The organism is Actinoplanes utahensis, from assembly GCF_016862455.1.
GTDB lineage: Bacteria > Actinomycetota > Actinomycetes > Mycobacteriales > Micromonosporaceae > Actinoplanes > Actinoplanes utahensis.
The window spans coordinates 100,034-123,068 of sequence record NZ_BOMZ01000093.1; the positions used below are offsets into that span (position 1 = coordinate 100,034).

Below are 23,035 nucleotides of genomic sequence, written 5' to 3' on the forward strand. Positions count from 1 at the left end.
GTACGGCCGCCGGCTACCCGTCCGTGAGCGCGGCGGCCAGCCGGCCCGCCACCCAGCCGGCCCGCGACGGCGACAACCGGCCGAACCCGAGGACCAGCGCCGGCGGCCGAGGCCGGATCGTGTAACGCGACAACGGGATCGCCGTGACCCCCAGACCCGCGAGCCGGCCCACCACCGCATGCTCGTCGGACCCCGGCGGCAGCGGCACGGTCACGTGCAGGCCGGCGGCGATGCCCGGCACCGCGTCCGGCCGTACCGCACGACCGTGATCGTGCAGGGCGTGCAGCAGCGCGTCCCGGCGCAGACGGTACGTCCGCCGCATCCGGCGCAGGTGACGGTCGTAACCCCCGGACTCCACGAAATGAGCGAAGGCCAACTGCTCCGGGACACCGGGACCGGCCCCGGACGTCGCCACGGCGGCCAGCAGCGCACCCCGCAACGCCGGCGGCGGCACCAACCAGCCGAGCCGCAGACCCGGATGCAGCGTCTTGCTGACCGACCCCAGATGAACCACATGGTCCCGACCCAGACCGGCCAGCGCGCCGACCGGCCGGCCGTCATAACGGAACTCGGCATCGTAGTCGTCCTCCACGATGACGCCCCCGGTGCGCGACGCCCAGGCCAGCAGGGCACGACGGCGTTCCGGCGACAGCAGAGCACCGGTCGGGAACTGATGGGCGGGGGCGCAGACCACCGCCGCGACACCGGCCCGGCCGACCGCCCGCACGTCGATGCCGTGCTCGTCGACGGCGACCGGCTCCGGACGCAACCCCGCCGCGGCCGCCACCTCCCGCAGACGGAACCAGCCGGGATCCTCGACCGCGACACCGGCCTCGGCCGCGGTCGAGGCCAGGACCCGGGCCACCGCGGCCATCCCGTGGGAGGTGCCACAGGTGATGACCACGTCGTCGCCGTCCACCGGAATGCCCCGGGCCCGGCGCAGGTAGGCCGCAACCGTCTGCCGCAGCCGGGGCGCCCCCGCCGGCGGCGCGAAGACCGGCGGCGACCAGCCCGGATCGGTCAGCACATGATGCAGGCAGCGAAGCCAGGCCGCCGCGGGGAACTGGTGGACGTCCGGTGCGCCGGGCCGCAGATCGGCATGCCACGCGGGCGGTTCCGGATCCACGGCGCCCCCGGCCGGCGGCGCGGCGGCACACACGGCGGGATCCGCGGCGACCCGGGTGCCGGACCCCTGCCGCGTCTCCAGGTGCCCCTCGGCGGTGAGCTGGACATACGCCTCGTTGACCACCCAGCGCGAACAACCGAGCTCGGTGGCCAGGGCACGGCTCGACGGCAGCAGATGACCGGGACCGAGACGACCCTGCGCGATGGCGGCCCGGATCGCGCCGGTGAGCCGCTCATGCATCGGCCGCCCGTCGCCCGGCACCTCCAGGAGCAGAGCAGTGACACGATTGGTCCGGTCAGAACGCACGCGACTGGACTGTACGCCAATACCAGTCCTGCCTAGCGTCGGTGTCCGACAGCCCGGCACTCCCGCCCGGCCACCCAACGGAAAGACCCACACCGATGCCCGAGAACCTGACCGTCATCGCCCACCTCCGCGCCAAACCCGGACAGGAGACGGCGCTGCGCGACGCCCTGACCGCGCTCGTCGAGCCGACCCTGCGGGAACCCGGCTGCATCGCCTACGACCTGCACGTCGCGGTGGACGAAGCCGGGTCGTTCCACTTCCACGAGGTGTGGCGCGGACCCGACGAACACGCCGCCAACCTGCAGCGCCCGCACCTGCGCGCTTTCCTGGCCCAGGCGGACGACCTGCTCGACGGCGACATCCACGTCAACCTGCTGCGCCGTCTCGCCCCGGTGACCTGACCGACCCATCCGCCGGCGGAGGCCCGGGGCGAGGACTCCGGGGCTCCGCCGGCGGTGGTTCGGGCCCGGCGACTGGAGGGCTTCTCGATCGAGAAGCCGCTCGCGAGCAGATCACCAGGCGGCGACTACGTGGGGATGTCACCACCCGAGCGCGTCACCGATGAGAGAGTTCAGGAGCGCCAGGGGCCGGCGAGGAACACCACACGATCCTGCGTGACCTCGTAGGCGAGCATCGGCGGGTAGGCGTCGTAGCAGCCCTCCGCGTACATCTCCACCCGCTTGCCCAACCGCTGTCCCAGCCTGCGCAGGATGCCGCAGAAGTCGTCCAGACGTTCCTGCCCTTGCAGTTCGTGCAGGCTGACGTCACCGACGATCACCTCCGGCGTCCACACCCGGAAGATCAACTCGATGTCCGGCTCGGGCCACACCCACAGCGACCGCAACCAGCCCTCCGGATCAGGCACGAAGAGATCAGCCGCCGACACCGGAACGCCGAAACGCTCATCACCGAACTCGTACTCCGCACGCCAGCCCTCCGCCCGAATCAGCCCGAGCAGCGCCTGCCAGTCGTCCAGCGTCGTGTCCGCGACGGCGATATCCGGTGCGCTGCCGTTCCCCACCGGATCGAACCACTCCCGGACCTCATCCCATCCGATCCCCCGCACCACCGCAGTAGATCACCCGAAACCACGACCGGACGCCCCCATGCCACCGCCGACGGCATGGATTCCGGTCAATCAGCGCGGCGGTAGTGCATGGCGACCGCGCCGTTGCTGAACGGCTTCGCCGAGAGCAGCACGAGCCGGCGCGTGGCGGGCAACCCGCCCTGATACAGCGTCGGGCCGTGGCCGGCGATCCTAGGATGAACGAGCATCCGGTACTCGTCGATCAGGCCCAGCCGGTCCAGCTCGGTCGCGAGCAGGCCACTGCCGAGCAGGACACCGGCCGGGGTCGCGTCCTTGAGCCTCTGCACGCTCTCCCGCAGATCCCCGGTGACGTGGTGGCTGTTGGCCCACGGGAAGTCCTGGCGGGTCGACGACACCACGTACTTCGGTTTGGCCTCCAGCTTGACCGCCCACTCACGCAACGCCGGTGGCGCCTCCACCTCACCGCAGGCGACGGCCGGCCAGTAGCTCTCCATCATCTCGTAGGTGACACGACCCCACAGCATCACCCCGCCCCCGTCCATGAGGCGGGTGAAGTGGGCATGTGTCTCGTCGTCGGCGATCCCCTCCTGGTGGTCGACGCAACCGTCCAGGGTGACGTTGAGGATGAAGATGAGCGATCCCATGGCCGGCGAGTCTAACGCCGCCCACACCGCAAGCGGGGTTCCCGACGAGACCGCCGCCCGCGTCCAGAATCCCCGGAACGGGGCGGGAGCCCGCACGGGTTCGGCGATCATGCGTCGTCGTTCTGCACCGGATGGAGGATCGGGTCGATCTCCTCGAGCATGCCGATCAACCGGCGCCCGCCGCGGCGGACCTGCTCGTCAGCACCTCCGGCCAACGCCTCACACGCTCGCAGGGCGGCATCGCGATCGACGGCGAACACCGTGAAGACATCGAGCACTGCGGTGTGAATCCAGTCGGCGCGGCCGGGGTCGGCCGCGCCGAGCGCCGCGGCGACCACCACCATCCCGGCCGTGTCGTGACGTCGGAGGAGCGCTGTCACTGTCCCGCGAGCGACGAAAGTGTCACCGGCGTCGAGCACGAGCTCCAGCAGCGCTTCGCCGGCCTCGGGCATCTCGGCGAAACTGGCGAGACTGCGCCCTGCGTCGGCCCGGTCGCGGTAGTCGGCACTTCCCGCAAGATCGATCAGCGCGCCCACTACGGCGCGTCGCGCTTCGTCGCTCATGACCGCATTCTTCCGCGACGATCGCAGGGGATCCCATCGAGCCGTGGACGATCACATACCGCATGCAGATTTCTGCCGACGTCAAAAGCCGGTGCGGCGTCGTTCACGTGCCCGGGTCGTCCACCACCCCCCAACACGCTCACGTCCAGGGCCTCTACCGGCCGTGCGGGTCGACCAGGCCGGTCAGCTGTTCCCGCCGCTGCGCCGGGGTCAGCGGAGCCAGCACGTCGTCCTCCACGCCGGCAAGCAGCTCGTCCAGCCGGAACAGCCGCTCGCGGCCGGTCGGCGGTGCGGGTGACGATGTCGCGCCGCCGATCCGCGGGGCCCGGCCGGCGCTCGACAAGCACCCGGCCGGCCAGCTCGTGGACGACCGCGACGACACCACTGCGGGCCGCCGGACACCACGCACCCGAAGACCAACCCCTCGCCACCGGGACCGACAACACACCCCCAGCCACTCACCCCGTACCCCACCGAAGATTCAAAGGTCCTCCCGCATCCGCACGAAAGCAGCCGCCACCAACGCCACCGACCGATCCTCATCACCGGCCAACCGCTCCAGCACCACCCGCGCCCCCGCCCCCGGCAACTCCGCAAACGCCTGCGCCAACCGAATCCGCACCGCCACGTCCGCACCCACCAACTCCCCCGCCAGCGCCCCCACGATCCGATCCGCACGAACAGGATCCGCCGACAGACCACCCAGAACCTCAGCCGCCTCCACATCACTCACCCCGGCGACCACCATGCCCACCAGCACCGGAACCGCAGCCATCGAACCCCGCGCCCCCAACGCCAGCGCCGCCCGCCCCCGCACCGCCGCATCCGCATCACCCAACGCATCCGCCAGCAACCCCGCGACCTCGTCACCCGGCATCTCCGCCAGCGCCCGCACCGCCCGCAACCGCACCACCGCATCATCGGCCTGAACCCCGGCCGCCACCCCCGCCACCGCACCACCACCGGCCCGCGCCAGCGCCCACCGCAACGCACCCGCCACATTCGGATCCGCCTCCGCCAGCACCGCCCCCGCCAGCACCTCCACCGGCACCGGCACCTCCCCACCCGGCGCCAGCACCGCCTGCTGCCGCCGCGCCGCACTCGGCGAATCCAGCCCCTGCAACAACGCGACGATCCGCAGAACCCCCCGCCACCCCGACGCCTGCGCCGACCCGACCGCCCGCAACCGCTCCAGCAACTCCTGCTCCCGCCGCAACCGCTCCTCGGTCCGCGCGATCAGATCCGCCACCAACGCCGCCGGAGCGAACCCCGGATCCTCCAGCGCCCGCCCGATCTCCCGCAACGACAACCCCAGCGACCGCAGACTCTCCACATGAAAGATCCGCCGAATATCCTCCGCCGCATACTCCCGGTAGTTACCCACCGTCCGCCCGGTCGGGCGCACCAGCCCCAGCGAGTCGTAATGCCGCAGCATCCGCGCACTCACCCCGGACCGGCGCGCCACCTCACCGATCAGCATCAGGACCCAACGCCACCACCCGAATCGCCTCGTCCACCGCCACCTCGAACCCCGCCTCCGGATCCACCAGCAACCGCCGCGTCGCCGCCGCATGCGCCCGCACCACCGGATCCGCACTCCCCAGAGCCACCGCCACCACCGGCTCCACCACCTCCGCACCCAACCCGGCCAGCGCCCGGCTCAAACTCAACCGCATCCGCCGATCACCCCGCCCCAACTGCGACCCCAACTCCTCCGCCAGCACCACCCGCTCCCCATCCGGCACCAAAGCCACCGCCGCACGCCACGCCGTCCGCGCCACCTCATCATCGTCGTCGCGCAACAACACCGGCGTGACAGCCGCCCACGCACCCCGATCACCGATCTTCGACAACGTGTGCAGCGCCTGCGCCCGGGCCCGCGCCACCTCCGACCGCGTCTCCACCACCAGCCGCGGCACCGTCACCGCCGCCGGCAACCGGGTCAACGCCCACGTCAACATGTCCCGCACGAAGAAATCCGGCTCCACCGCGCACCGCGTCACCAGCGCATCCACCAGACCCGGATCAGCGTCGGTGCCGACCGCGAGCACCGCCCGCAACCGCACCGACGCATCCGCCGCACCGAGCGCCCTCACCAAACCGTTGATGACAACCACCTCCGGCACCGAGTAGAAGCGTTGTCACCGTGACAAGGTCAAGCCCCGAACCAGCGTGACAACGCCCCATCGAGGCCGTGCTGGTCCGCACCGGCCCACGCGACATACCCGTCCGGGCGCATCAGGACAGCCGGCGCCCCCAGCGCCGACGTGACATCCCCCAGGTAGTCGACCCGATCGGCCCACCCACCCACGCCCAGCCGCCCGGTCCGGTCCAACACCGCGCCCCGGCCCCGATGCAACAGACCGTAGACACCGTCCACGTCACCCAGCCGCCGGCCGACCAGATCAGGACCCGCACCGAAGTCGTACCGGATCCCGAGCCCCGCGACCCTCTCGATCAGATGCCGGTTCACCTCGTTGAAATCCATCAACTCCGACACCAGCCGCCGCAACGCCGCAGCGCCCGCACCCTCCGACCACAACGCCGTCTGCGCCCGCGTGTCGTCCAGCACCCGCGCGGCCACCGGATGACGCTCCACCTGATACGTGTCCAACAACCCGGCCGGCGCCCAGCCACGAACCTGCCCGGCCAGCTTCCAGCCAAGATTGAACGCGTCCTGCACACCCAGATTCAAACCCTGCCCACCGATCGGCGGATGAATGTGCGCCGCATCCCCGGCCAGCAGAACCCGGCCCACCCGATAACGGTCCACCAGCCGGGTCGCGTCACCGAAACGCGACAACCAGCGCGGCGAACGCACCCCGAAATCCGTACCCACCAGCGCCGACAACGCCCGCCGGAAATCGTCGATCGTCGGCGGGCGCCCCCGATCACCGACCCCCTCGACCGGAACCACCACCCGATACCGGCCGCCACCGAAAGGCCGCACATCGAGCCGCCGGTGCGCCGCCACCGCCGCGGCGATCACCTCCGCGGGCGCGTCCACTTCCATCTCACCCATCAACGTGTCGTTGCGCGACGGCTCACCGGGGAAACCGACACCCAGCAATTTCCGGACCGTACTCCGGGCACCGTCACAACCGACCAGATAACCGGCCCGCAGCCGCTCCCCACCGGCCAGTTCCACCGTCACACCGTCGTCGTCCTGCACCAGACCCGTCACCGTGCAACCGCGCCGGACCTGGGCGCCCACCGCTACCGCATGCTGTTCGAGAACGTCGACGAGAACCGGCTGCGAAATTCCGAGCAGATAGGCGTACGCCGAATCCAGTCCCTCCGGAACCGGTTTGCTGATCGCGGCGAAGAAACCCGCCGCCGGACGTTGCCGCCCCCGCTCCCGGACCCGATCCAGCAGCCCTCGCATCGCCAGCGACTCGAGACTGCGCATGTGCAGCCCGACGATACGGACGAACGAGACCGGCTCGGTGTCCTTCTCCAGAACGAGAACACGAACGTCGTGCAGCCGCAGTTCGGCGGCCAGCATCGCTCCGACCGGCCCGCATCCGGCAATGATCACATCGAACAAGGGTGTCGCCTTTCGAGAGTGCCGCGTGTCAGCGGGGCACTCTCGGCCGCGACCCGGTGGAGAGCACCCACAGCGATACAGCGTTCATGGGTCTCACCTCCTCGGGCAGTGTCACGGCACCGGCAGGCTATCGGGCCGGAAACCTCGAAAACAAGATGTGTTCGTCGGCGAAGCCGTCCTTTGGATTGGATTTGTCGTGCGGCTTGCCGCACGACCTCTAAGCCATCCTAGGATTCTAGGTAAGAGCGGTGAGAGCTTCCCACCACGTCGCCCGAATGTGGTGGGCGCCCCAGGCGTTCGGTTCGACCACACCGCAGAACCACAGGTCACGATCGGCGGGGCGGGCATCGGAACGAGCCGGGTCACCCGCCGTCACACCATGGCCGTGGAACGCCGCATGCACATCGGCCACCACCGCGCCGTGCCGGCCGGCAGCGGAGATCAGGACCGCGTTGAGGGTACGGATCCAATGCGGCCCCCGCCCCCACGAGGCCAGCCCCGAACCCGGCACCGCCCCGGTCCCGTCACTCGGGTCGTACACGGTGGTCACCACGATCCGGCAGTCCCGCCCCACGATCCGGCGCAGCCGCACCAGCACGCCTTCCGCCTGCGCCTCCACCCGCCCGACCACGGCCGCGGCGGCGCTGTCGTCCCCGTACACCGACAGCAGATCGTTGCCACCCATCGTGACCGTCACCAGATCCACCGGGCCCTGCACCGACGGCAACTGCCGCTCGATCACGTCGGCGGTGAGCGCCCCGTCCCGGGCCAGGACCCGCACGGCGTACCCCGCCGCGGTCAGGTCCCGGTCCGCCCAGTCGGGGAAGTCGGCGTCCCGGTTGCGGTGCAGCAGGCTCGCCGCACCCCGGCCCGCCCCGCCCGCGTAGTCGTCGATCGACATCGAATCGCCGAGAGCGACATAAAGCTTGTCCATGACCGCCGATGGTGGCCACCGCTCCGCCGCCACGCCACCGGATCTATCGTGGCCGGGTGATCACCTGCGTCGTGCACTACACCATCGACCCGGCCCGGATCGAGGCGTTCGAGCGTTTCGCCCGCGCCTGGATGCGCCTGGTCGCCGCTCACGGCGGCATCCACCACGGCTATTTCCTGCCCGCCGAGGGCGCCAGCGACAAGGCCGAGGCGCTGTTCAGCTTCGAGAGCCTGGCCGCGTACGAGCGGTACCGCTCCCGGTTCGGCGTCGACCCGGAGTTCATCGCCGCCGACCGGATCCGTGACGAGTCCGGCTGCGTCCTGCGCTACGACCGCACGTTCATGCGCCCGTTACTGCCCTGACCGGGTCAGCAGCAGCGACCAGCGCTGCCCGCCGTCGGGCGTGACACTGATCCGCACCACCGGGCCGGTACGCTCGTCACCCGCACTGGTCGGCTCACCGTCGCAGAGGGCCCCGAACCGGCCCCCACCGGCGGCGGTGTCGTAGTCCACCGCCACCTCGCCACCGCCGACACAGACCAGGTGAACGTTCAGCGGTCCGGTGTCCCCCGCCTGACCGGTGGCGCCCCGCCACGGCCCGGTCTGACTGATGAGCTGGGTGAGGACCCGGTCGCCGTCCGGCACGGACAGCGCCGGCGCCCGGCACGCCGCCGCCCATTCCGCCGCGTCCGGCAGATAGCCGAGGTCGCCACCCGGGTCGACGGTGATCGTCAGCTGCGGCGGCACGGTCCCCTCGCAGCGCACCGGGGTGGTGAAGCCGGCGAGCGCCCCGACCGCGATGTCCGGCGCCTCGACGGTGACGGAGGCGCCGTCGACGAGTACGGACCGGACCCGAGCCGGCTCCGCCCCGAAGTTCGCCAGCCCCCACCGCACCACCACCGTGCCGTCGACCGTGGCCGTCCTGCCGTGGGTGAGGACCACGTCACCGGCGGGCGCCTGACCGGCCCGCCCGTAGCTGAAACCGAGACCGGCGCCGAGCACCGCCCCCGCCACCAGCGCCGCCGGCACGGCGTGCCGCAATCGGCGCGGGTTCGCCGGCGGTTCCGGCGGCCGGCCCGCCACGTCACTGGTGATGTCGATCTCCACGACTGATCATCCAACCAGGCCGGCGACGGTCACTTCAGGGTTACCGTCCCCGTCGGTACGGACGTGGCCCGGAACGTGGTGCTCCGGCCGTCCAGGGTGATCGGCCCGGCCGGGCTGAACCGGACGCCGACCTTCCGCACGCCGTCCTTCGGAACCTGCACCTTGGCGTACAGATCGTTCTGGTAGATGTTGGGGGTTCCGCGGGTCAGGCGGGTGAACGCGGTGGATTCGGCGGCCACGTCGACGGCGCGCCCGCCGACCTCGACCCGGATCGACCTCGCCGCGTCCAGCTTCCCGCCGAGGTCCCGCCAGCTCCAGTAGGACAGTTTCAGCCCGATGCGCAGCCACATCCGGCCCGGCGGCGCCCACGTGCCGTCGAACGAGTCCAGGGTGACCGTCGCCTTCACGTTCACCTGGCTGCCGATCGCGTCACCCGGGTACTGGCCGTAGACGTCCCATTCCGCCTCGCCCTTCCTGCTGCCGGCGCCGGCGGCCGCGCCGGCCGCATCCGGCTCGCCGGTGCGCAGGTCCATGCTGCTGGACCGGCCGGCCTCGGTGACCTGGAGCCGTACCGGAGCGCCGGTCGGCACGACCATCAGCAGCAGGGCTTCGGCGCCGATGACCTGGGGCATGTCCCGGGTCTGGTCGCCCACCTGGATCCGCACCCGCTTGTCCTCGATGAGCGGCGACGGGAACATCACGTGATGGGTCTCCCCCGCCACCCCGCTGAGCCGGACGAACAGGAACTCGTTGCCCGGGAAGGTGGTGGCCGGGCCGACCGGTTCCGGGTTGGCGTCCGTCTTGAACCAGGGCAGGAAGTCGTCGCCGAGCAGGTTCGCGGTGGCCGTCTCCACGACGTGGACCCGGTGGGTGGGCCCGTTCAGGCCGGTCGTGAACCGTGCCGGCCTCGGATCGGGGATGTCCAGGTACGACGGCAGATCCTTGATCATCTGCGGATCGGCGACGGTCGCCGGCGGCGGACGGGACGGCGTGACAGCCGGCACACCGTCGTCGCACCCGGCCACCGCCGTCACCAGCAGTGACACCAGCACAGCGGCCAGCGATCCCCGTACGCTCATCGATGCCTCCCGGCCCGCCCGTCGGAACCTGGCGATCCTACGACCGGGCGCGGCCCCGGCGGAAAAGCGATTGCCACCGGATCCAGGCTCGTCGATCCTGACCTGATGGACCTCAAGGACGCCGCGCGGACCTGGCAGACCGACGGTTTCGTGATCCTCCCGGCCTTCCTGCCCGAAGCCGAGCTGGCCCCCGCCGTACAGGAGCTGGACCTGCTGTTCCCGTCCCCCGACGGTTTCCACGACGGCACCGACCCGCGCCGCGACCGGTTCCTCGGCGACGAGTTCGCCGGCATCGACACGTTCCCGTTCAGCAGCACCGAGATCAGCCTGACCGCGGTGCACCACCGCCTCCTGACGCTTGCCGCCACGCTCCTGGACGACGACGACATCCATCTATACGGGGCGGAGGCCTGGGCCAAATACACCGGCGCCTGCGACTACGATCAGGACCTGCACCGCGACTACCTCAACCACACCGTGCTCGTGCCCAGCACCACCCCCGGCTGCCGGCAGGTCGAGATGTTCGTCTTCCTCACCGACGTCCCCGAGGAACTCGGCCCCCCGCATCTGGTGTCCCGCGAGCACACCGCCCACCTGCCCGCCGTCCCCAACTGGCTGCTACGCCCCGGCCACGAGGGCGGCAATCGGTTCACCGCACCCGCCGACCCCGCCCTCTACCAGGCCGAGGTCTCCGGAGCCGGCCCCGCCGGAACCGTCATCGCCTTCGAGCCCGGCACCTTCCACCGCGGCACCCAGCTGACCGCCCCCCGCGGCGCCCGCTACAGCATGCACCTGTGCTTCCGCCCGGCCGGCCTGCAATGGGGCCACCGCGTCGGCTGGGCCACCCGCAGCTACACCCCGGAGTGGACCGCGTTCGTCGGCCGCGCCACGCCACGCCAGTTGCAGGCCCTCGGCTTCCCGCCACCCGGACATCCCTACTGGACCGCCGACACCCTGGCCGGCATGTCCCTCCGCTACCCCACCCTCGACCTCTCCCCCTGGTCCCTCTGAACCCTTCTCCGCTACGGGGCCCCTCTTTCTGATACAGACCAACCACCTTTTTCCGGTACGGGCCGACCACCGCCCCGTGGCTCGCGGCGGCCACGGCAGGCGTCCCCTCACCACCGTCCCCCGGTGCCACTCATGCAGGCCCGTTCCGGTCACCCCCGGCTGGTTGTCAGTGCTGTCTCAGCTGCAGCTGAGACAGCACTGACAACCAGCCGGACACCGCCCGCTCCCGGCTCCGGCGCACTCACCGTCACACCAGCGGTTCAGATCGGCTCCGAAGCTGCCGATGAGACGGGCATGTCGCTCCGCTTCGCCCGGCTGTGCGCCGCGACGGCCGCGGTCGTGGCACTCACCGCGGCCGTCGTGGCGCTCGCCGCCTGCGAACCCGCTGCACCGAACGAACCCGGCATCACACCGTCGGCACCCGCATCGGTCAGCGCCGGGCCCGAACCGTCGCCGCCGTCCCCTCTGCCGTCGGAGATCATCGAAGCGTGTGGGCTTCCCCCGGGCGCCACCGTCCTGCCGAGCTCCTGCCCCGGCCTGCTGGGCCCCGACGACATCGGTGTCCCCGGGCCGGCGGCCGTATTCGAGCAGATGGTCACCGGCAGGGCTCGCGCAGCGGCCGTCAGCTGAGGTCACCCGTCGGGCAGGCCGCCATCGTGATGTCGCGGGTCAGTTCCGGCCGGCTCAGTACGTCGGCGCTGTCGACGTACTGATCGATCCCGCCGATGCAGGGCAGGGTGGCCAGAACGGCATCGTCGACGCGTTCCAGCAGCGCGGCGGCGAAGCGGCCAGGCCGGAGACGCTCGACCATGTCGGCTGGTCCGGTTCGGATTGCGGACCTGAATCGGTGACGGCCGGAGCGGTGTCGTCGACCGGCACGACGCCGGTCCAGTTCGGGGTCGAGGTCGAGGTCGATCATGGCGTCTCCGTTCGATCCTGCACCGTGTGATCCAGCGTGCAAGCTTGACGCCGCGTCAAGGTCAAGCCTCCGATGTCGTATCAAGGCACTGGTCGGGACGGGTCGCCGCGTCGGGTCGAGGCCGGCTCGCACTGCTCAGCCACGACGGCATCAAGCGGGCGCCGGACGGGTCCAGAAGCCGGCGGGGAGTGCGGCCACCTCGGCGGCGGACTGCTCCAGGTTGGACGCGATCGGGAGCAGGGCGACGGCGGCCGGATCGCCGGCGGCGGCCATGGCACGCATGACCTCGGCCTGACGGGTGGCCCGCTGGACGATCACCGTGCCGAAAGCGTGCCGGTCGCCGTCGTATCCGTAGGCGTCGAGCAGCAGGTGCAGGCGGCGCAAGCGGTCCTGCGGACGGTGGAAACCCAGCGCCGCGGCCGCGCCCGGCGTGTACAGCGGCACCCACGACAGGACCGCGAACGCCAGATCGAACTCGCGCGACGACGGCCCGGCCGTGTCCCAGTCGAAGAAACCGGCAAGCCGGTCCCCGTCCATCACCGCGTTGTACGGCGCCGCGTCCTGATGCCCGACGATCATCCCGGGAGCCATCCGCGCGCCGGCGAACCACCGCTCGTCCGCCGGCGGCCGGAACCCGGCGGTCACGTCGTGCAGCCGCCGCAGCCACGCGCCCACCTGTACCAGGGTCCGATCGGTGAACGCCCACGCCGGCCACGGAACCCGGTCGCCGATCACCTCGCCGGGCAGGAACGTCAGCATCTCCCGGCCCTGCTCGTCGAACCCGAGCGCACGCGGGGCCCCGTCGAACCCGGCCGCCTCCAGGTGCCGCAGCAGCGCATGCACAGTGGCCGTCCACGGCGACGCCCGTTTGTGGACGACGTCGCCGACCCGTACCGCACCCGTGGTGTTTCCTCCGGCCAGCATCTCTTCACTCACCGTTACTTCCTAGCGGACCCTGCGTGGCGGCGACATCGGATTTCGGTTCTCCCCGGCGAGCTCCTCCCGGATCGTCTGCGCATCGCCGTCGAGAAGCGACCGCTCCCGTGCCGGTGACCTCGCCTGGAGGGTCCAGCCGTCGCCCGCGTACCGGGGAATGACGTGCAGATGAAAAGTGAAAGACCGTCTGAAAGGCGACAGCACCGTCACGGAGAACCTCGATTCCCTCGCAGGGCATGCGGGGCACGACGAGAAGATGGCCGGGCGTGACGGGGTTCAGGTCCATGAAGGCGACAACGGTCTCGTCCTCGAACACCACGCTCGCCTCGCCCCGGCCCGCCGCGATGCCGCAGAAAACGCACTCCCGTGTCATGCACCCCGTCGTCGGCGCAGCCGGCGGCCGGAGCGGGGGCATGCGGTGCCCCACTACGCGAGGGTGAAGGGTGCGGCTGACGGCGGCTCGGCGAAGTAGTCGCGGAGCTTGGCGATCCGTCCGTCGCGGAGGCGGAAGATCTGCACGAGCGACATCGTCGTCCGCCGGCCGCCGGGTTCGTCGAACGCGACGTCGATCTCGGCGATGAACACGTCGGGATCCGTGGTGTCGTGCAGGACGAGAGCGGACCGTTCCCGGTTCATCGCGGCCTGATAGGCGGGCTGCCGGTGGTAGGCGCTGATCCCGGCCCGGATGGCGTCCCGGCCCACCAGGCGCTGATGCAGCGGATGGCCGTCGGGGGCGAGCGGCGCGTCGAACACCCCGTCGTCGGTGAACAGGGCCGCGACGGCGTCCGCGTCGCGGCTGATCGCGCCGGCGTACACGTACTTCTCGAAGACTTCCCGATGTGTCTGGTCCACTCCTCAGCCTAGAAACAGAAAAGCCTGCGGGGTACGACCAGAAAGACCAATATGCTCGCAGGCTTCACAATGGTGACCGGCGTCACGCGGTACGGCAGGGTGCGTAACACCTTCGCCTTCACCCCGTGACAGGAGCACAACTTTCATGTTCAAGAGGGCCCTTGCGGTCGCCGTGCCGGCCGTGCTGTTGTTCGCGACCGGCTGCGCCGACCAGTCCGTCGGGGAGTCCCCGGCCCCGGACGCGGCCGCAGCGAAGTACCCGGCCAAGACGCTGCAGATCATGGCGCCGGCCGGCGCCGGCGGCGGATGGGACACCACCGCGCGCTCGATGCAGAAGACCCTGCAGGAGAGCGGTCTGCTCAACGGCCAGTCCGCCGAGGTCCGCAACGTCACCGGCGCCGCCGGCACCATCGGCCTGGCCGAGCTCGTCACCAGCCACCAGAAGGACGCCCACCAGCTGATGGTCACCGGCCTGGTGATGGTCGGCGGCGTGGTCACCAACAAGTCGCCGGTGGACCTGAGCAAGACCACGCCGATCGCGACGCTGACCGCCGAGTCGGAGGTCGTGGTGGTCCACAAGGACTCCAAGTACACGACGCTCAAGCAGCTCGCCGACGACATCAAGGCCGATCCCACCTCGGTGAAGTGGGGTGGCGGCTCGGCCGGCGGCACCGACCAGATCCTGGTCGGGCTGCTCGCCAAGGCGGCCGGCGCCGACGCCAAGGCGGTCGCCAAGCAGTACGTCGCCTACTCCGGCGGCGGCGAGACCAAGGCCGCGCTGCTCTCCGGCGACGTGACCGTGGCGGTCTCCGGCACCAGCGAGTTCGCCGACCTGGTCAAGGCCGGCACGGTGCGTGCCCTGGCGGTCTCCGGCGCCACCGGCGCCGACGCGGGCGCCGGCACACCGGCGCCGAGCATCAAGGAATCCGGGTACGACCTGGAGCTGCTGAACTGGCGGGGCGTCGTCGCGCCGCCCGGCATCAGCGACAGCGAGCGCACGGCCGTCCTCAAGCTCGTCGACGACCTGCACAACTCGCCGCAGTGGAAGCAGGAGCTGGCCGACAAGAAGTGGCAGGACTTCTACAAGTCCGGTGACGAGGCCGCCGCCTTCTACGCCGCCGAGAGCACCCGCATCAAGACCGTCCTGACCGAGATCGGCCTGGGCTGAGCAGAGATGACTTCGGCAACCCCTCCGGACCCGGCGCCCATCGCCGCGGCCGAGACGGACGCCGGCGCCGCGACGCCGGAGGTGGCCACGGCCTCCTCCGGCCCGCGGGTCGCCGGCACCGTTCTGCTCCTGATCGGCGTGGCCCTGCTGTGGCAGGCCGTCGACGCCGGCATCGACACCGGTGTCCCGCTGGGCGGGCCCACCCTCGCGCCCATCCTGGTGACCGGTCTGTGGGTCGTCGTCGCGGTGGCGTACCTGATCGACGCCCTGCGCAAGCGGGCCGCCGACGACGGCCCGGCGGACCTGCGCTCCTGGATCCGGCCGGTGCTGCTGCTCGCCGCCCTGATCGGCTACGCCGTGGTGCTCAAGTACACGGTGCTCGGGTACGTCCTGGCCACCACCGTGTTCGTCCTCGCCGGCGCCCGCCTGCTGGAGACCCGGCCGGTCCGTGAGGTGATCGTGCGTGACCTGGTCACGGCGATCGGGCTGGCCCTCGGCATCTACCTGCTCTTCACCCGTCTCCTCGGGATCGTCCTGCCCGCGGGAGTGCTGCCGCTGTGAACTCCTTCATGGATCTCCTCGCCGGTTTCGGCACCGTGCTGACCCCGGTGAACCTGCTCTACGCGGCGATCGGCGTCACCATCGGCACCCTCGTCGGCGTACTGCCCGGGATCGGCCCGGCGCTGACCATCGCCCTGCTGCTGCCGGTGGCGCTGCGGCTCGACGACCCGACCGGCACACTGATCATGTTCGCCGGGATCTACGCCGGTGCGATGTACGGCGGCTCCACCACGTCGATCCTGCTCAACACCCCGGGCGAGTCCTCGTCGGTGGCGACCTCCATCGAGGGCTACCAGATGGCCCGCCGGGGACGGGCCCGCGCCGCCCTGGCCACCGCCGCGATCGGTTCGTTCGTCGCCGGGACCATCTCCACCGTCCTGCTGGCCCTGGTCGCCACGCCGATGGCCCGGCTGGCGGTGACCTTCCGCGCCTCCGACTACTTCGCGCTGGCGGTCCTCGCCATGGTGACGGTCACCGCGATGGTCGGGGCCTCCCTCGTACGCGGCCTGATGTCCTTGACCTTCGGGTTGTTCCTCGGCCTGATCGGGCTGGACTCGCTCACCGGCCAGGCCCGGTTCACCTTCGGGGTGCCGGCGCTGCTCGACGGTGTCGACATCGTCACCGTGATCGTCGGCCTGTTCGCGATCGGCGAGACGCTGTACATCGCGACCCGGCCACGGGATCTGCCGGACACCGTCACCCCGCTGGAACCGGGCGGCAAGGGCTTCGCCTGGCTCGGCAAGGCCGATTGGGCGCGCTCGTGGCGGCCGTGGCTGCGCGGCACCGCCCTGGGCTTCCCGTTCGGCGCGCTGCCGTCCGGCGGCGCCGAGATCCCCACGTTCGTCTCGTACACGCTGGAGAAACGCCGGTCGAAGCACCCGCGGGAGTGGGGCAACGGGGCGATCGAGGGCGTCGCCGGGCCGGAGGCCGCCAACAACGCGTCCTTCTCCGGGGTGCTGGTCCCGCTGCTCACCCTCGGCATCCCGACGTCGGCGACGGCAGCGGTGATGCTGGCGGCGTTCGGCTACTTCGACCTGTCGCCCGGCCCGCAGCTGTTCGAGAAGTCCCCGGAGCTGGTGTGGGGCCTGATCGCGTCGCTGTTCATCGGCAACGTCATGCTGCTGGCCCTGAACCTGCCGATGATCCGCGTCTGGGTGAAGGTGCTGAAGATCCCCCGGCCGCTGCTGTACACCGGCATCCTGGTCTTCGCCACCCTCGGCGTGTACGCGGTCTCCGGCAACATCGTCGACGTGTTCATCGCCTTCGGGATCGGGGTGATCGCCGTGTTCATGCGGCGGTTCGAGTTCCCGATCGCGCCGGTGATCCTGGGCCTGATCCTGGGGCCGATGATGGAGACCCAGTTCCGGCGGGCGCTGTTGCTGTCCGACAACGACCTGACCGTCTTCGTACGCCGTCCCCTGACGTTGATCCTGCTGCTGCTCGCGGTCGCCGCGCTGGGCCTGCCGCATCTGCCCAGGCTGATCGCCCGGATCCGCGGTCGTGAGCCCGCCGGCCGGCTGGCGTTCGGTGACGAGGACTAACCGCGCCAGAGATAGCGGTGCTCGGGCCGGCCCGCCCCGCCGTAGCGCAGCCGCACCTGCGCCTTGCCCGTCTGGACGAGGTGCTCGAGGTAGCGGCGGGTGCTCACCCGGGACAGGCCGGCCCGAGCGGCGCATTCGGCGGCGGACAGGTCGGTGTCGCTGTCGCGCAGCACGGTGACGACGAGGTCCGCGGTCGCGGTGGACAGGCCCTTCGGCAGCACCGGCGCACTGTCACCGGATCCGCCGAAGAACCGGTCGACGTCGGCCTGGACCGCGGCGGGCGTCTCCCTCAGCCGGGCCACCGCCTGGGCGTACCGCTCCAGCCGCTCCTGCAGGGTGTCGAAGGCGAACGGCTTGATGATGTAGTGCGCGACGCCGCCGTGCAGGGCGTTCTTGATCGTGGCCGCGTCCCGGGCCGCGGTGATCGCGATGACGTCGACGGCGCCGGCCTCCCGGCGCAACCGTTGCAGCACCTCCAGGCCGGAGATGTCGGGCAGGTAGATGTCGAGCAGCACCAGGTCCGGGCGCAGCCGCCCGACCGCCTCGATGGCGGCGGCGCCCGTGTGGACCGCCCCGACCACGGTGAACCCGGGCACCCGCTCCACGAAACCCTGGTGGATGCGGGCCACCATGAAATCGTCGTCCACCACCAGCACCCGCGTCACGACGGCCGCCCTCCGGCGACCGGGAGCCGGGCGGTGAACGCCGATCCCGTCACCGTGATGTCGCCGCCGCGCACGGTGCAGACCCGGCTGATCAGCGCCAGCCCGAGCCCGCGGTGCCCGGCGCCGGTCTTGGTGGTGAACCCGCTGCTGAACACCTTGTCGGCGTGCTCGCGGGCCACACCGTCACCGGAGTCGGCCACGGTCACGGCGATCTCGGCGCCGAGGTCCCGGACCGACACGCTCACCCAGCCCCCGGAACCGGCGGCGTCGATGGCGTTGTCGATCAGGTTGCCGGTCACCGTGACCAGGTCGGCGGCGAGGCGATCGTCGGCCGGTGCGGGCATCGTCGTCTCCTCGGCGATGCGCAACTCGACGTGCTGCTCGGACGCGACACTCGCCTTGGCGATGATCAGCGCCGCGAGCGCCGGGTCGGCGATCCGGGACTGCACGTCGTGGTGGAGCGCGTTCTGGGTCTGGCCGGCCATCACGATGAAGTTGACCGCCTCGTCGTAGTGCCCGAGCTGCACCAGCCCCGAGATGGTGTGCAGCCGGTTGGTGAACTCGTGCGCCTGGGCCCGCAGCGTGTCGGTGGTGTTCCGGCTCAGATCCAGCTCCCGCTCCAGCGAGGTCAGCTCGGTACGGTCCCGCAGCGTGGTCACCGACCCCACCGCGTGCCCGCGGACCACCACCGGCATCCGGTTCAGCACCAGGATCCGGGAGTCGTGCACCACCACGTGATCGGGTTCGCCGGATCCCGCGGTGAGCAGGTCCAGCAGGTCCGCCGGCACGCCCAGGGACCGCAACGGCATCCCGGTCACGTCGCCGGAGAAGCCGAGCAGCCGGCGGGCCTCGTCGTTGACCAGGGTGACCCGGCCGGACGCGTCGAGTCCGATCAGGCCCTCCTTGATCCCGTGCAGCATCGCCTCACGGTGCTCGACCAGCCCGGCGATCTCGACGGGTTCGAGCCCCAGGGTCTGCCGTTTGATCCGCCGCGACAGCAGGGTCGAGCCGATCACCCCCAGCGCCGAGCCGAGCAGCAGATAGGTGAGCAGGTCCGCGGTGGCGCTGGCCAGCAGTTCGGGCCACGACGGGTAGGTCTCACCGGCCACGACCAGCCCGAGCACACTGCCGTCGGCGGGGTCGAGCACCGGGGCGTGCGCGACAAGCGCCCGGCCGTCGTGCTGAACGACCCCGAGCCAGGCCCGGCCGGTCGCTCCGCCACTGGTGCCCAGCTCGGCCGGCCGGCCCCGCCACGGCCCGGTCAGCAGCACCCCTTGCGCGTCGGTGAGCTCCACGAACGAGGCGCCGGAGACGCTGCGGGCGCTCTCCGCGCCGGCGGCGAGCGAGTCGTAGCGGGCCGGAGTGCGCATGCCCTCCCGGATGACGTCGGTGGCGGCCAGGTTCTCGGCGCTCGACCGGAGGGTGGCGCCCCGCTCGCGCCGGAAGGTGGCGTCCGCCTCGGCCACCGACACCGCCGCGACCGCGACCACCACCAGCAGGACGATGCCGAGTTGGAGCACCAGGAACTGCCGGGCGAGGGAGAACTGCCAGCGCACCGGTCTCCTCCTCACCTCGGTCCCTGGTCCGGACTGCCGTAGGCTACCCGCCGCCGTCGCCGCCGCGGCGTCGCTATCGTGAGCCCGTGCGCCGCCGTACGCTCCTCACCGCTCCGCTGGCCGCCGCGCTGGTCGGCGGCTGCTCGCCGCAGCGGGATCCGGTGCTGCGGCTGATGGTGCCGAACGCCCCGGGCAGCGGCTACGACATCACCGCACGGACCGTCGCCACCGCCCTCGACGTCGACGGGGTACGCAGGGACGTCGAAGTGTTCAACCTGCCCGGTGCCGGCGGCATGATCGGCCTGCGGCGGCTGGTGTACGAGCACGGCAACGGCGCGCTGATGATGCTCATGGGCCTCGGCCTGGTCGGGGCGCAGCACACCGCCCCGATCTCGGTGACCCTCGACGCGGTCACCCCGATCGCCCGGCTGATCGAGGAGCCGGAGGTCGTCGTCGTGACCCGGGACGCGCCGCTGCGGACCTTCGACGACCTGGTCACGGCCTGGCGGGCCGACCCTGCGGGCCTGGCCGTCGGCGGCGGCTCCTCCCCCGGCGGGCCGGACCACCTCGCCACCATGCTCATCGCGCGGGCCGCCGGGATCGCGCCGTCCTCGGTCCGGTACACCGAGCACGACGGCGGCGGGGTGCTGCTGGCCGCGGTGCTGTCGCGGCGGGTGGCGTTCGGCGTCTCCAGCCTGGGCGAGCTCGGCGGCCAGATCGACTCCGGTCAGCTGCGGGTGCTCGCGACGACCGGCGGCGGCCGGGCCGCGGGGGTCGAGGCGCCGACGCTGCGCGAGGCCGGCCTGGACGTGGTCTTCATGAACTGGCGTGGACTGGTCGCCCCGCCCGGGCTCGGTCCGGCACAGCTGGCGGCGCTGACCACGGTGGTGTCCGGGGTGCGGGGTTCGGCCACCTGGCAGCGGGCGGTCGCCGGTCACCGGTGGACCGACGCCCCGCTCACCGGCGCCGAGTTCGGCGCGTTCCTGCGCCGGCAGAACGATCGGATGATCCGGATCCTCGGCGAGCTGGGCCTGCCGGCCTGAGCCCGGCGTACGCCGTCGGCCGAGTCACTCTCCGCAGATGTCGACCGCAACGACCAAGGATGGCGCGATGCGCGCTTCTGCCGCGTGTGCCGCCATGAAGCCGCTGGGATATCAGTGGTTCGCCGCCTGCTGTGCCTGGCGTTCTCGACCTCGGCGACGGACGGCGGGCGCCGCCGTGCGCGTACGCTGATTTGTCTTTCGGCAGTGTCGGGCGCCAGCCGCGGCCCGTACCGTCGCCTCGGTGAAGCGCGCAACGATCAAGGTCGCGGTGGCAGCGCGAACGGCTGTCACCGCACGGGCTTTCGACCCGGGAAGTCTCCTGACGGGGGCCGCGGTCGTGTTCGCCGGTCTGAGCATGGTGAGCGGGTGGTGGTTGCTGCCGACCGTGGTCACCGCGTTCCTGGCCGGACGGCGCCGGGGGCGGACGGGTCCGACGGTGCTCGCGCTGGTAGCAGTGCTCTCGGCCGGTGTGGTGGTGTTCTCGGTCGTGCCCGGCTGGCTGTCGCTGGCGAGTCGGTTCCTGCTCGTGTTCGTTGCCGCCACGATGTCGCCATGGTTCGCGGGACGATTCTGGCGCCAGTATCAGGATCTCGTCCGGACCGGCTGGGAACGGGCCGAGCAGGCCCAGCGTGAACAGTGGCTGGTCGCCGAGCAGGCGCGGCTGCGCGAACGGGCCCGGATTGCCCAGGACATGCATGACCTGCTCGGTCACGACCTCAGCTTGATCGCGCTGTCCGCGGGCGCGCTGAAACTCGCGCCGGACCTGCAAGAGCACCACCGCAAGGCCGCCACGGACCTCAGGGCTCGGGCCGCGGCCGCGGTGGAGCGCCTCGGCGAGGTGATCGGCGTCCTGCGGGAGCAGGCCGACAGCGCCCCTACCGACGCCCACGACCCCGACCTGACGGCGCTGACGGCTGCGGCGTCCGCATCGGGGCTGATGGTGGAGCTGCGCATCGACGGCGAGGCAGGCGATCTGCCACCGATGGCCGAGCGGGCTGTCCACCGGGTTGCGCAGGAAGCGCTGACCAACGTGGCCAAACACGCACCCGGAGCAACAGCGACCATTTCCGTGACGCATACGGCGACCGAGACGACGATCGTGGTGGAGAACGGCCCGCCACCGCCACCGTCGCCGGCCGGCCTGCAGTCCCAGCCTGGCGGCGGGCGAGGTCTGGTCGGCCTCGCCGAACGGGTGCGGCTGGTCGGCGGCACTTTCGAGTACGGCCCGCACCACACAGGTTTCGCCGTCACCGCGCGAATCCCGCACACCCCCGTGCTCCCGCCGGCGGCCCCGCGGATCGATCGCGCGCTGCCGCAGGAACATCGCCGCGCCCGGCGGCGTGTGGGCCGGTCCCTGATCATCGCGGTCATGGTGCCGCTGGTCACCGGCGCGCTGCTGAGCGGGGCCCTGGCGGGCTGGGAGACGCTGTCCTCGTCACAGGCGGTCCTGGACCCGGGCGACTACGCCCGCCTGCGCATCGGGCAGGATCGTTCCGAGATGGAGCGTCTCCTGCCGCGCCGGCAGACGAACCACCGACCGCTGAGCGCCGAGCCGACCGTGGAGGGATCGACGTGCGAGTACTACGCGATGACGGCGGACCACTTCGACGACCGCTCCGGGGACGCCTATCGGCTCTGTTTCCGCGACGACGTGCTGGTGTCCCGGGACACGGTCACCCCGTGAGCGTCCGATGATCCGGGTCCTGATCGCCGACGACGAGCCGATGATCCGGGCGGGCCTGCGCGCGGTACTCACCACTGATTCGGACATCGACGTCGTCGCCGAGGCCGGCGACGGACACGACGCCGTCGAGCTGGCGCGACGGCACCGCCCCGCGGTGGCCGTCCTCGACATCCGGATGCCCGGCATGAACGGCATCGAAGCGATGGCGGAACTCCGCAGGACCGTGCCGGCCACGCGCGTGATCATTCTGACGACGTTCGGGGAGGACGACTACATCCTGCAAGCACTCGGCGGCGGCGCCGCCGGCTTCCTGATCAAGTCCGGCGAGCCCGAGGAACTGATCGCCGGGCTCCGTGCGGTAGCCGACGGCGGTGCCTATCTGTCACCGAAAGTCGCGGCCCGCGTCGTCGCTCACCTCGCCGCGACGGGCGCGGGCACCCTGGCCGCGCGGCGCTCCAGCGCCCGCGCCCGGGTGGACGCCCTCACCGCCAGGGAACGGGAGGTGCTGGCCCTGCTCGGCAGCGGACTGTCCAACGGGCAGATAGCCCGACGGCTGCACGTGGTTGAGGGAACGGTAAAGGCCCATGTGAGCTCCATCCTGGCCAGGCTGGGCGTGGGCAACAGGGCTGCGGCCGCGGTGGTCGCCTATGAAGCGGGGATCGCTGTTCCACGACCTGCGCAGCAGTGACGACACCGCCCGCTGGGCCGGCGGCATGAGCCCCAGCAGGGCAGCCACCATCACCGCG

Annotated in this window: 27 protein-coding genes; 10 read left to right on the forward strand and 17 right to left on the reverse strand. The window is 71.4% G+C overall.

Annotated elements, in window-relative coordinates:
* Positions 1 to 13: 13 nt before the first annotated feature.
* The gene (gene pdxR, locus Aut01nite_RS34110; RefSeq protein ID WP_063958869.1) at positions 14 to 1,432 is read right to left on the reverse strand and encodes a MocR-like pyridoxine biosynthesis transcription factor PdxR; all 1,419 of its coding nucleotides are present in this window, start codon (positions 1,430 to 1,432) and stop codon (positions 14 to 16) included.
* Between the two features lie 95 nt (positions 1,433 to 1,527).
* On the opposite strand from pdxR, the gene Aut01nite_RS34115 reads away from it, so the two are divergent.
* Positions 1,528 to 1,833: a putative quinol monooxygenase gene (locus tag Aut01nite_RS34115; RefSeq protein ID WP_043531684.1), complete on the forward strand. Its 306-nt coding sequence runs from the start codon at positions 1,528 to 1,530 to the stop codon at positions 1,831 to 1,833.
* 170 nt (positions 1,834 to 2,003) lie between these two features.
* Here the strand turns inward: Aut01nite_RS34115 and Aut01nite_RS34120 are convergent, their stop codons facing one another.
* From Aut01nite_RS34120 to Aut01nite_RS34155, 8 genes are all read right to left on the reverse strand, one after another.
* Positions 2,004 to 2,498 (reverse strand): hypothetical protein, encoded by a 495-nt coding sequence (locus Aut01nite_RS34120; protein ID WP_043531822.1) that lies wholly within the window; start codon positions 2,496 to 2,498, stop codon positions 2,004 to 2,006.
* 68 nt (positions 2,499 to 2,566) lie between these two features.
* On the reverse strand, positions 2,567 to 3,124 hold the full coding sequence (locus Aut01nite_RS34125) for a dihydrofolate reductase family protein (protein ID WP_043531824.1): 558 nt from the start codon (positions 3,122 to 3,124) through the stop codon (positions 2,567 to 2,569).
* 107 nt (positions 3,125 to 3,231) lie between these two features.
* Complete coding sequence (locus Aut01nite_RS34130; protein ID WP_152629061.1) at positions 3,232 to 3,687, reverse strand: hypothetical protein; 456 nt, start codon at positions 3,685 to 3,687, stop codon at positions 3,232 to 3,234.
* A 154-nt stretch (positions 3,688 to 3,841) separates the two neighbouring features.
* Positions 3,842 to 4,030 carry a hypothetical protein gene (locus tag Aut01nite_RS34135; protein WP_043531686.1) on the reverse strand — a complete coding sequence of 63 codons (189 nt, stop codon included), beginning with the start codon at positions 4,028 to 4,030 and terminating at the stop codon, positions 3,842 to 3,844.
* 138 nt (positions 4,031 to 4,168) lie between these two features.
* Positions 4,169 to 5,167 carry a MerR family transcriptional regulator gene (locus tag Aut01nite_RS34140; RefSeq protein ID WP_043531688.1) on the reverse strand — a complete coding sequence of 333 codons (999 nt, stop codon included), beginning with the start codon at positions 5,165 to 5,167 and terminating at the stop codon, positions 4,169 to 4,171.
* A complete protein-coding gene (locus tag Aut01nite_RS34145; RefSeq protein WP_043531690.1) occupies positions 5,154 to 5,813 on the reverse strand; it encodes a HEAT repeat domain-containing protein in 660 nt (219 codons plus the stop codon). The genes Aut01nite_RS34140 and Aut01nite_RS34145 overlap by 14 nt, the downstream gene beginning before the upstream one ends.
* Positions 5,814 to 5,842: 29 nt before the next feature.
* A complete protein-coding gene (locus Aut01nite_RS34150) occupies positions 5,843 to 7,234 on the reverse strand; it encodes an FAD-dependent monooxygenase (RefSeq protein ID WP_043531692.1) in 1,392 nt (463 codons plus the stop codon).
* A 235-nt stretch (positions 7,235 to 7,469) separates the two neighbouring features.
* Positions 7,470 to 8,168 (reverse strand): SGNH/GDSL hydrolase family protein, encoded by a 699-nt coding sequence (locus tag Aut01nite_RS34155; RefSeq protein ID WP_204037774.1) that lies wholly within the window; start codon positions 8,166 to 8,168, stop codon positions 7,470 to 7,472.
* A gap of 56 nt (positions 8,169 to 8,224) precedes the next feature.
* Between Aut01nite_RS34155 and Aut01nite_RS34160 the strand changes: the two genes are divergently transcribed.
* Positions 8,225 to 8,530 carry an NIPSNAP family protein gene (locus Aut01nite_RS34160; RefSeq protein ID WP_043531828.1) on the forward strand — a complete coding sequence of 102 codons (306 nt, stop codon included), beginning with the start codon at positions 8,225 to 8,227 and terminating at the stop codon, positions 8,528 to 8,530.
* Here the strand turns inward: Aut01nite_RS34160 and Aut01nite_RS34165 are convergent.
* A complete protein-coding gene (locus Aut01nite_RS34165) occupies positions 8,519 to 9,274 on the reverse strand; it encodes a hypothetical protein (RefSeq protein WP_043531696.1) in 756 nt (251 codons plus the stop codon). The two genes, Aut01nite_RS34160 and Aut01nite_RS34165, sit on opposite strands and share 12 nt — an antisense overlap.
* Before the next feature lie 29 nt (positions 9,275 to 9,303).
* The gene (locus Aut01nite_RS34170) at positions 9,304 to 10,353 is read right to left on the reverse strand and encodes a hypothetical protein (RefSeq protein WP_152629063.1); all 1,050 of its coding nucleotides are present in this window, start codon (positions 10,351 to 10,353) and stop codon (positions 9,304 to 9,306) included.
* A gap of 105 nt (positions 10,354 to 10,458) precedes the next feature.
* Between Aut01nite_RS34170 and Aut01nite_RS34175 the strand changes: the two genes are divergently transcribed.
* Both Aut01nite_RS34175 and Aut01nite_RS34180 read left to right on the forward strand, forming a co-directional pair.
* A complete protein-coding gene (locus Aut01nite_RS34175) occupies positions 10,459 to 11,364 on the forward strand; it encodes a phytanoyl-CoA dioxygenase family protein (RefSeq protein ID WP_043531700.1) in 906 nt (301 codons plus the stop codon).
* A gap of 294 nt (positions 11,365 to 11,658) precedes the next feature.
* On the forward strand, positions 11,659 to 11,994 hold the full coding sequence (locus Aut01nite_RS34180; RefSeq protein WP_043531702.1) for a hypothetical protein: 336 nt from the start codon (positions 11,659 to 11,661) through the stop codon (positions 11,992 to 11,994).
* Here the strand turns inward: Aut01nite_RS34180 and Aut01nite_RS34185 are convergent.
* From Aut01nite_RS34185 to Aut01nite_RS34200, 4 genes are all read right to left on the reverse strand, one after another.
* The gene (locus tag Aut01nite_RS34185; RefSeq protein ID WP_152629064.1) at positions 11,987 to 12,283 is read right to left on the reverse strand and encodes a hypothetical protein; all 297 of its coding nucleotides are present in this window, start codon (positions 12,281 to 12,283) and stop codon (positions 11,987 to 11,989) included. The genes Aut01nite_RS34180 and Aut01nite_RS34185 overlap by 8 nt on opposite strands.
* A 150-nt stretch (positions 12,284 to 12,433) precedes the next feature.
* The gene (locus tag Aut01nite_RS34190) at positions 12,434 to 13,219 is read right to left on the reverse strand and encodes a phosphotransferase (RefSeq protein WP_043531706.1); all 786 of its coding nucleotides are present in this window, start codon (positions 13,217 to 13,219) and stop codon (positions 12,434 to 12,436) included.
* Positions 13,212 to 13,634 carry an HIT family protein gene (locus tag Aut01nite_RS34195; RefSeq protein WP_307837541.1) on the reverse strand — a complete coding sequence of 141 codons (423 nt, stop codon included), beginning with the start codon at positions 13,632 to 13,634 and terminating at the stop codon, positions 13,212 to 13,214. Before Aut01nite_RS34195 ends, Aut01nite_RS34190 begins: the two co-directional genes overlap by 8 nt.
* An 11-nt stretch (positions 13,635 to 13,645) precedes the next feature.
* Positions 13,646 to 14,071: a nuclear transport factor 2 family protein gene (locus Aut01nite_RS34200; protein ID WP_043531708.1), complete on the reverse strand. Its 426-nt coding sequence runs from the start codon at positions 14,069 to 14,071 to the stop codon at positions 13,646 to 13,648.
* 145 nt (positions 14,072 to 14,216) lie between these two features.
* Here Aut01nite_RS34200 and Aut01nite_RS34205 point away from each other — a divergent pair, with 145 nt between their 5' ends.
* From Aut01nite_RS34205 to Aut01nite_RS34215, 3 genes are read left to right on the forward strand one after another with little or no spacing between them, the layout of a single operon-like run.
* Positions 14,217 to 15,239, forward strand: a complete 1,023-nt coding sequence (locus Aut01nite_RS34205) for a Bug family tripartite tricarboxylate transporter substrate binding protein (protein WP_043531710.1) — start codon at positions 14,217 to 14,219, stop codon at positions 15,237 to 15,239.
* 6 nt (positions 15,240 to 15,245) lie between these two features.
* The gene (locus Aut01nite_RS34210) at positions 15,246 to 15,800 is read left to right on the forward strand and encodes a tripartite tricarboxylate transporter TctB family protein (RefSeq protein WP_052164451.1); all 555 of its coding nucleotides are present in this window, start codon (positions 15,246 to 15,248) and stop codon (positions 15,798 to 15,800) included.
* Positions 15,797 to 17,341: a tripartite tricarboxylate transporter permease gene (locus Aut01nite_RS34215; protein WP_201775622.1), complete on the forward strand. Its 1,545-nt coding sequence runs from the start codon at positions 15,797 to 15,799 to the stop codon at positions 17,339 to 17,341. The genes Aut01nite_RS34210 and Aut01nite_RS34215 overlap by 4 nt, the downstream gene beginning before the upstream one ends.
* On the opposite strand, the gene Aut01nite_RS34220 is transcribed toward Aut01nite_RS34215, so the two are convergent.
* On the reverse strand, positions 17,338 to 18,006 hold the full coding sequence (locus tag Aut01nite_RS34220) for a response regulator (protein WP_043531712.1): 669 nt from the start codon (positions 18,004 to 18,006) through the stop codon (positions 17,338 to 17,340). The genes Aut01nite_RS34215 and Aut01nite_RS34220 overlap by 4 nt on opposite strands.
* Positions 18,003 to 19,562: a sensor histidine kinase gene (locus Aut01nite_RS34225; protein WP_083999884.1), complete on the reverse strand. Its 1,560-nt coding sequence runs from the start codon at positions 19,560 to 19,562 to the stop codon at positions 18,003 to 18,005. The genes Aut01nite_RS34220 and Aut01nite_RS34225 overlap by 4 nt, the downstream gene beginning before the upstream one ends.
* 86 nt (positions 19,563 to 19,648) lie before the next feature.
* Between Aut01nite_RS34225 and Aut01nite_RS34230 the strand changes: the two genes are divergently transcribed.
* The 3 genes from Aut01nite_RS34230 to Aut01nite_RS34240 all read left to right on the forward strand — a co-directional run bounded on the left by Aut01nite_RS34230 (position 19,649) and on the right by Aut01nite_RS34240 (position 22,977).
* The gene (locus Aut01nite_RS34230; RefSeq protein ID WP_043531716.1) at positions 19,649 to 20,605 is read left to right on the forward strand and encodes a tripartite tricarboxylate transporter substrate binding protein; all 957 of its coding nucleotides are present in this window, start codon (positions 19,649 to 19,651) and stop codon (positions 20,603 to 20,605) included.
* 241 nt (positions 20,606 to 20,846) lie between these two features.
* Entirely contained in the window at positions 20,847 to 22,289 is a 1,443-nt protein-coding gene (locus tag Aut01nite_RS34235) for a sensor histidine kinase (protein ID WP_083999886.1), read from the forward strand.
* A 7-nt stretch (positions 22,290 to 22,296) separates the two neighbouring features.
* Positions 22,297 to 22,977, forward strand: a complete 681-nt coding sequence (locus Aut01nite_RS34240; RefSeq protein ID WP_043531718.1) for a response regulator — start codon at positions 22,297 to 22,299, stop codon at positions 22,975 to 22,977.
* Positions 22,978 to 23,035: the final 58 nt, after the last annotated feature.

Bases quoted from the DNA above. Each gene is read 5' to 3' on its own strand.
- Aut01nite_RS34115 (WP_043531684.1), top strand. From the start codon at position 1,528: ATGCCCGAGAACCTGACCGTCATCGCCCACCTCCGCGCCAAACCCGGA.
- Aut01nite_RS34125 (WP_043531824.1), bottom strand. From the start codon at position 3,124: ATGGGATCGCTCATCTTCATCCTCAACGTCACCCTGGACGGTTGCGTC.
- Aut01nite_RS34130 (WP_152629061.1), bottom strand. From the start codon at position 3,687: ATGAGCGACGAAGCGCGACGCGCCGTAGTGGGCGCGCTGATCGATCTT.
- Aut01nite_RS34140 (WP_043531688.1), bottom strand. From the start codon at position 5,167: ATGCTGATCGGTGAGGTGGCGCGCCGGTCCGGGGTGAGTGCGCGGATG.
- Aut01nite_RS34155 (WP_204037774.1), bottom strand. From the start codon at position 8,168: ATGGACAAGCTTTATGTCGCTCTCGGCGATTCGATGTCGATCGACGAC.
- Aut01nite_RS34170 (WP_152629063.1), bottom strand. From the start codon at position 10,353: ATGAGCGTACGGGGATCGCTGGCCGCTGTGCTGGTGTCACTGCTGGTG.
- Aut01nite_RS34175 (WP_043531700.1), top strand. From the start codon at position 10,459: ATGGACCTCAAGGACGCCGCGCGGACCTGGCAGACCGACGGTTTCGTG.
- Aut01nite_RS34180 (WP_043531702.1), top strand. From the start codon at position 11,659: ATGTCGCTCCGCTTCGCCCGGCTGTGCGCCGCGACGGCCGCGGTCGTG.
- Aut01nite_RS34185 (WP_152629064.1), bottom strand. From the start codon at position 12,283: ATGATCGACCTCGACCTCGACCCCGAACTGGACCGGCGTCGTGCCGGT.
- Aut01nite_RS34195 (WP_307837541.1), bottom strand. From the start codon at position 13,634: ATGCCCCCGCTCCGGCCGCCGGCTGCGCCGACGACGGGGTGCATGACA.
- Aut01nite_RS34205 (WP_043531710.1), top strand. From the start codon at position 14,217: ATGTTCAAGAGGGCCCTTGCGGTCGCCGTGCCGGCCGTGCTGTTGTTC.
- Aut01nite_RS34210 (WP_052164451.1), top strand. From the start codon at position 15,246: ATGACTTCGGCAACCCCTCCGGACCCGGCGCCCATCGCCGCGGCCGAG.
- Aut01nite_RS34240 (WP_043531718.1), top strand. From the start codon at position 22,297: ATGATCCGGGTCCTGATCGCCGACGACGAGCCGATGATCCGGGCGGGC.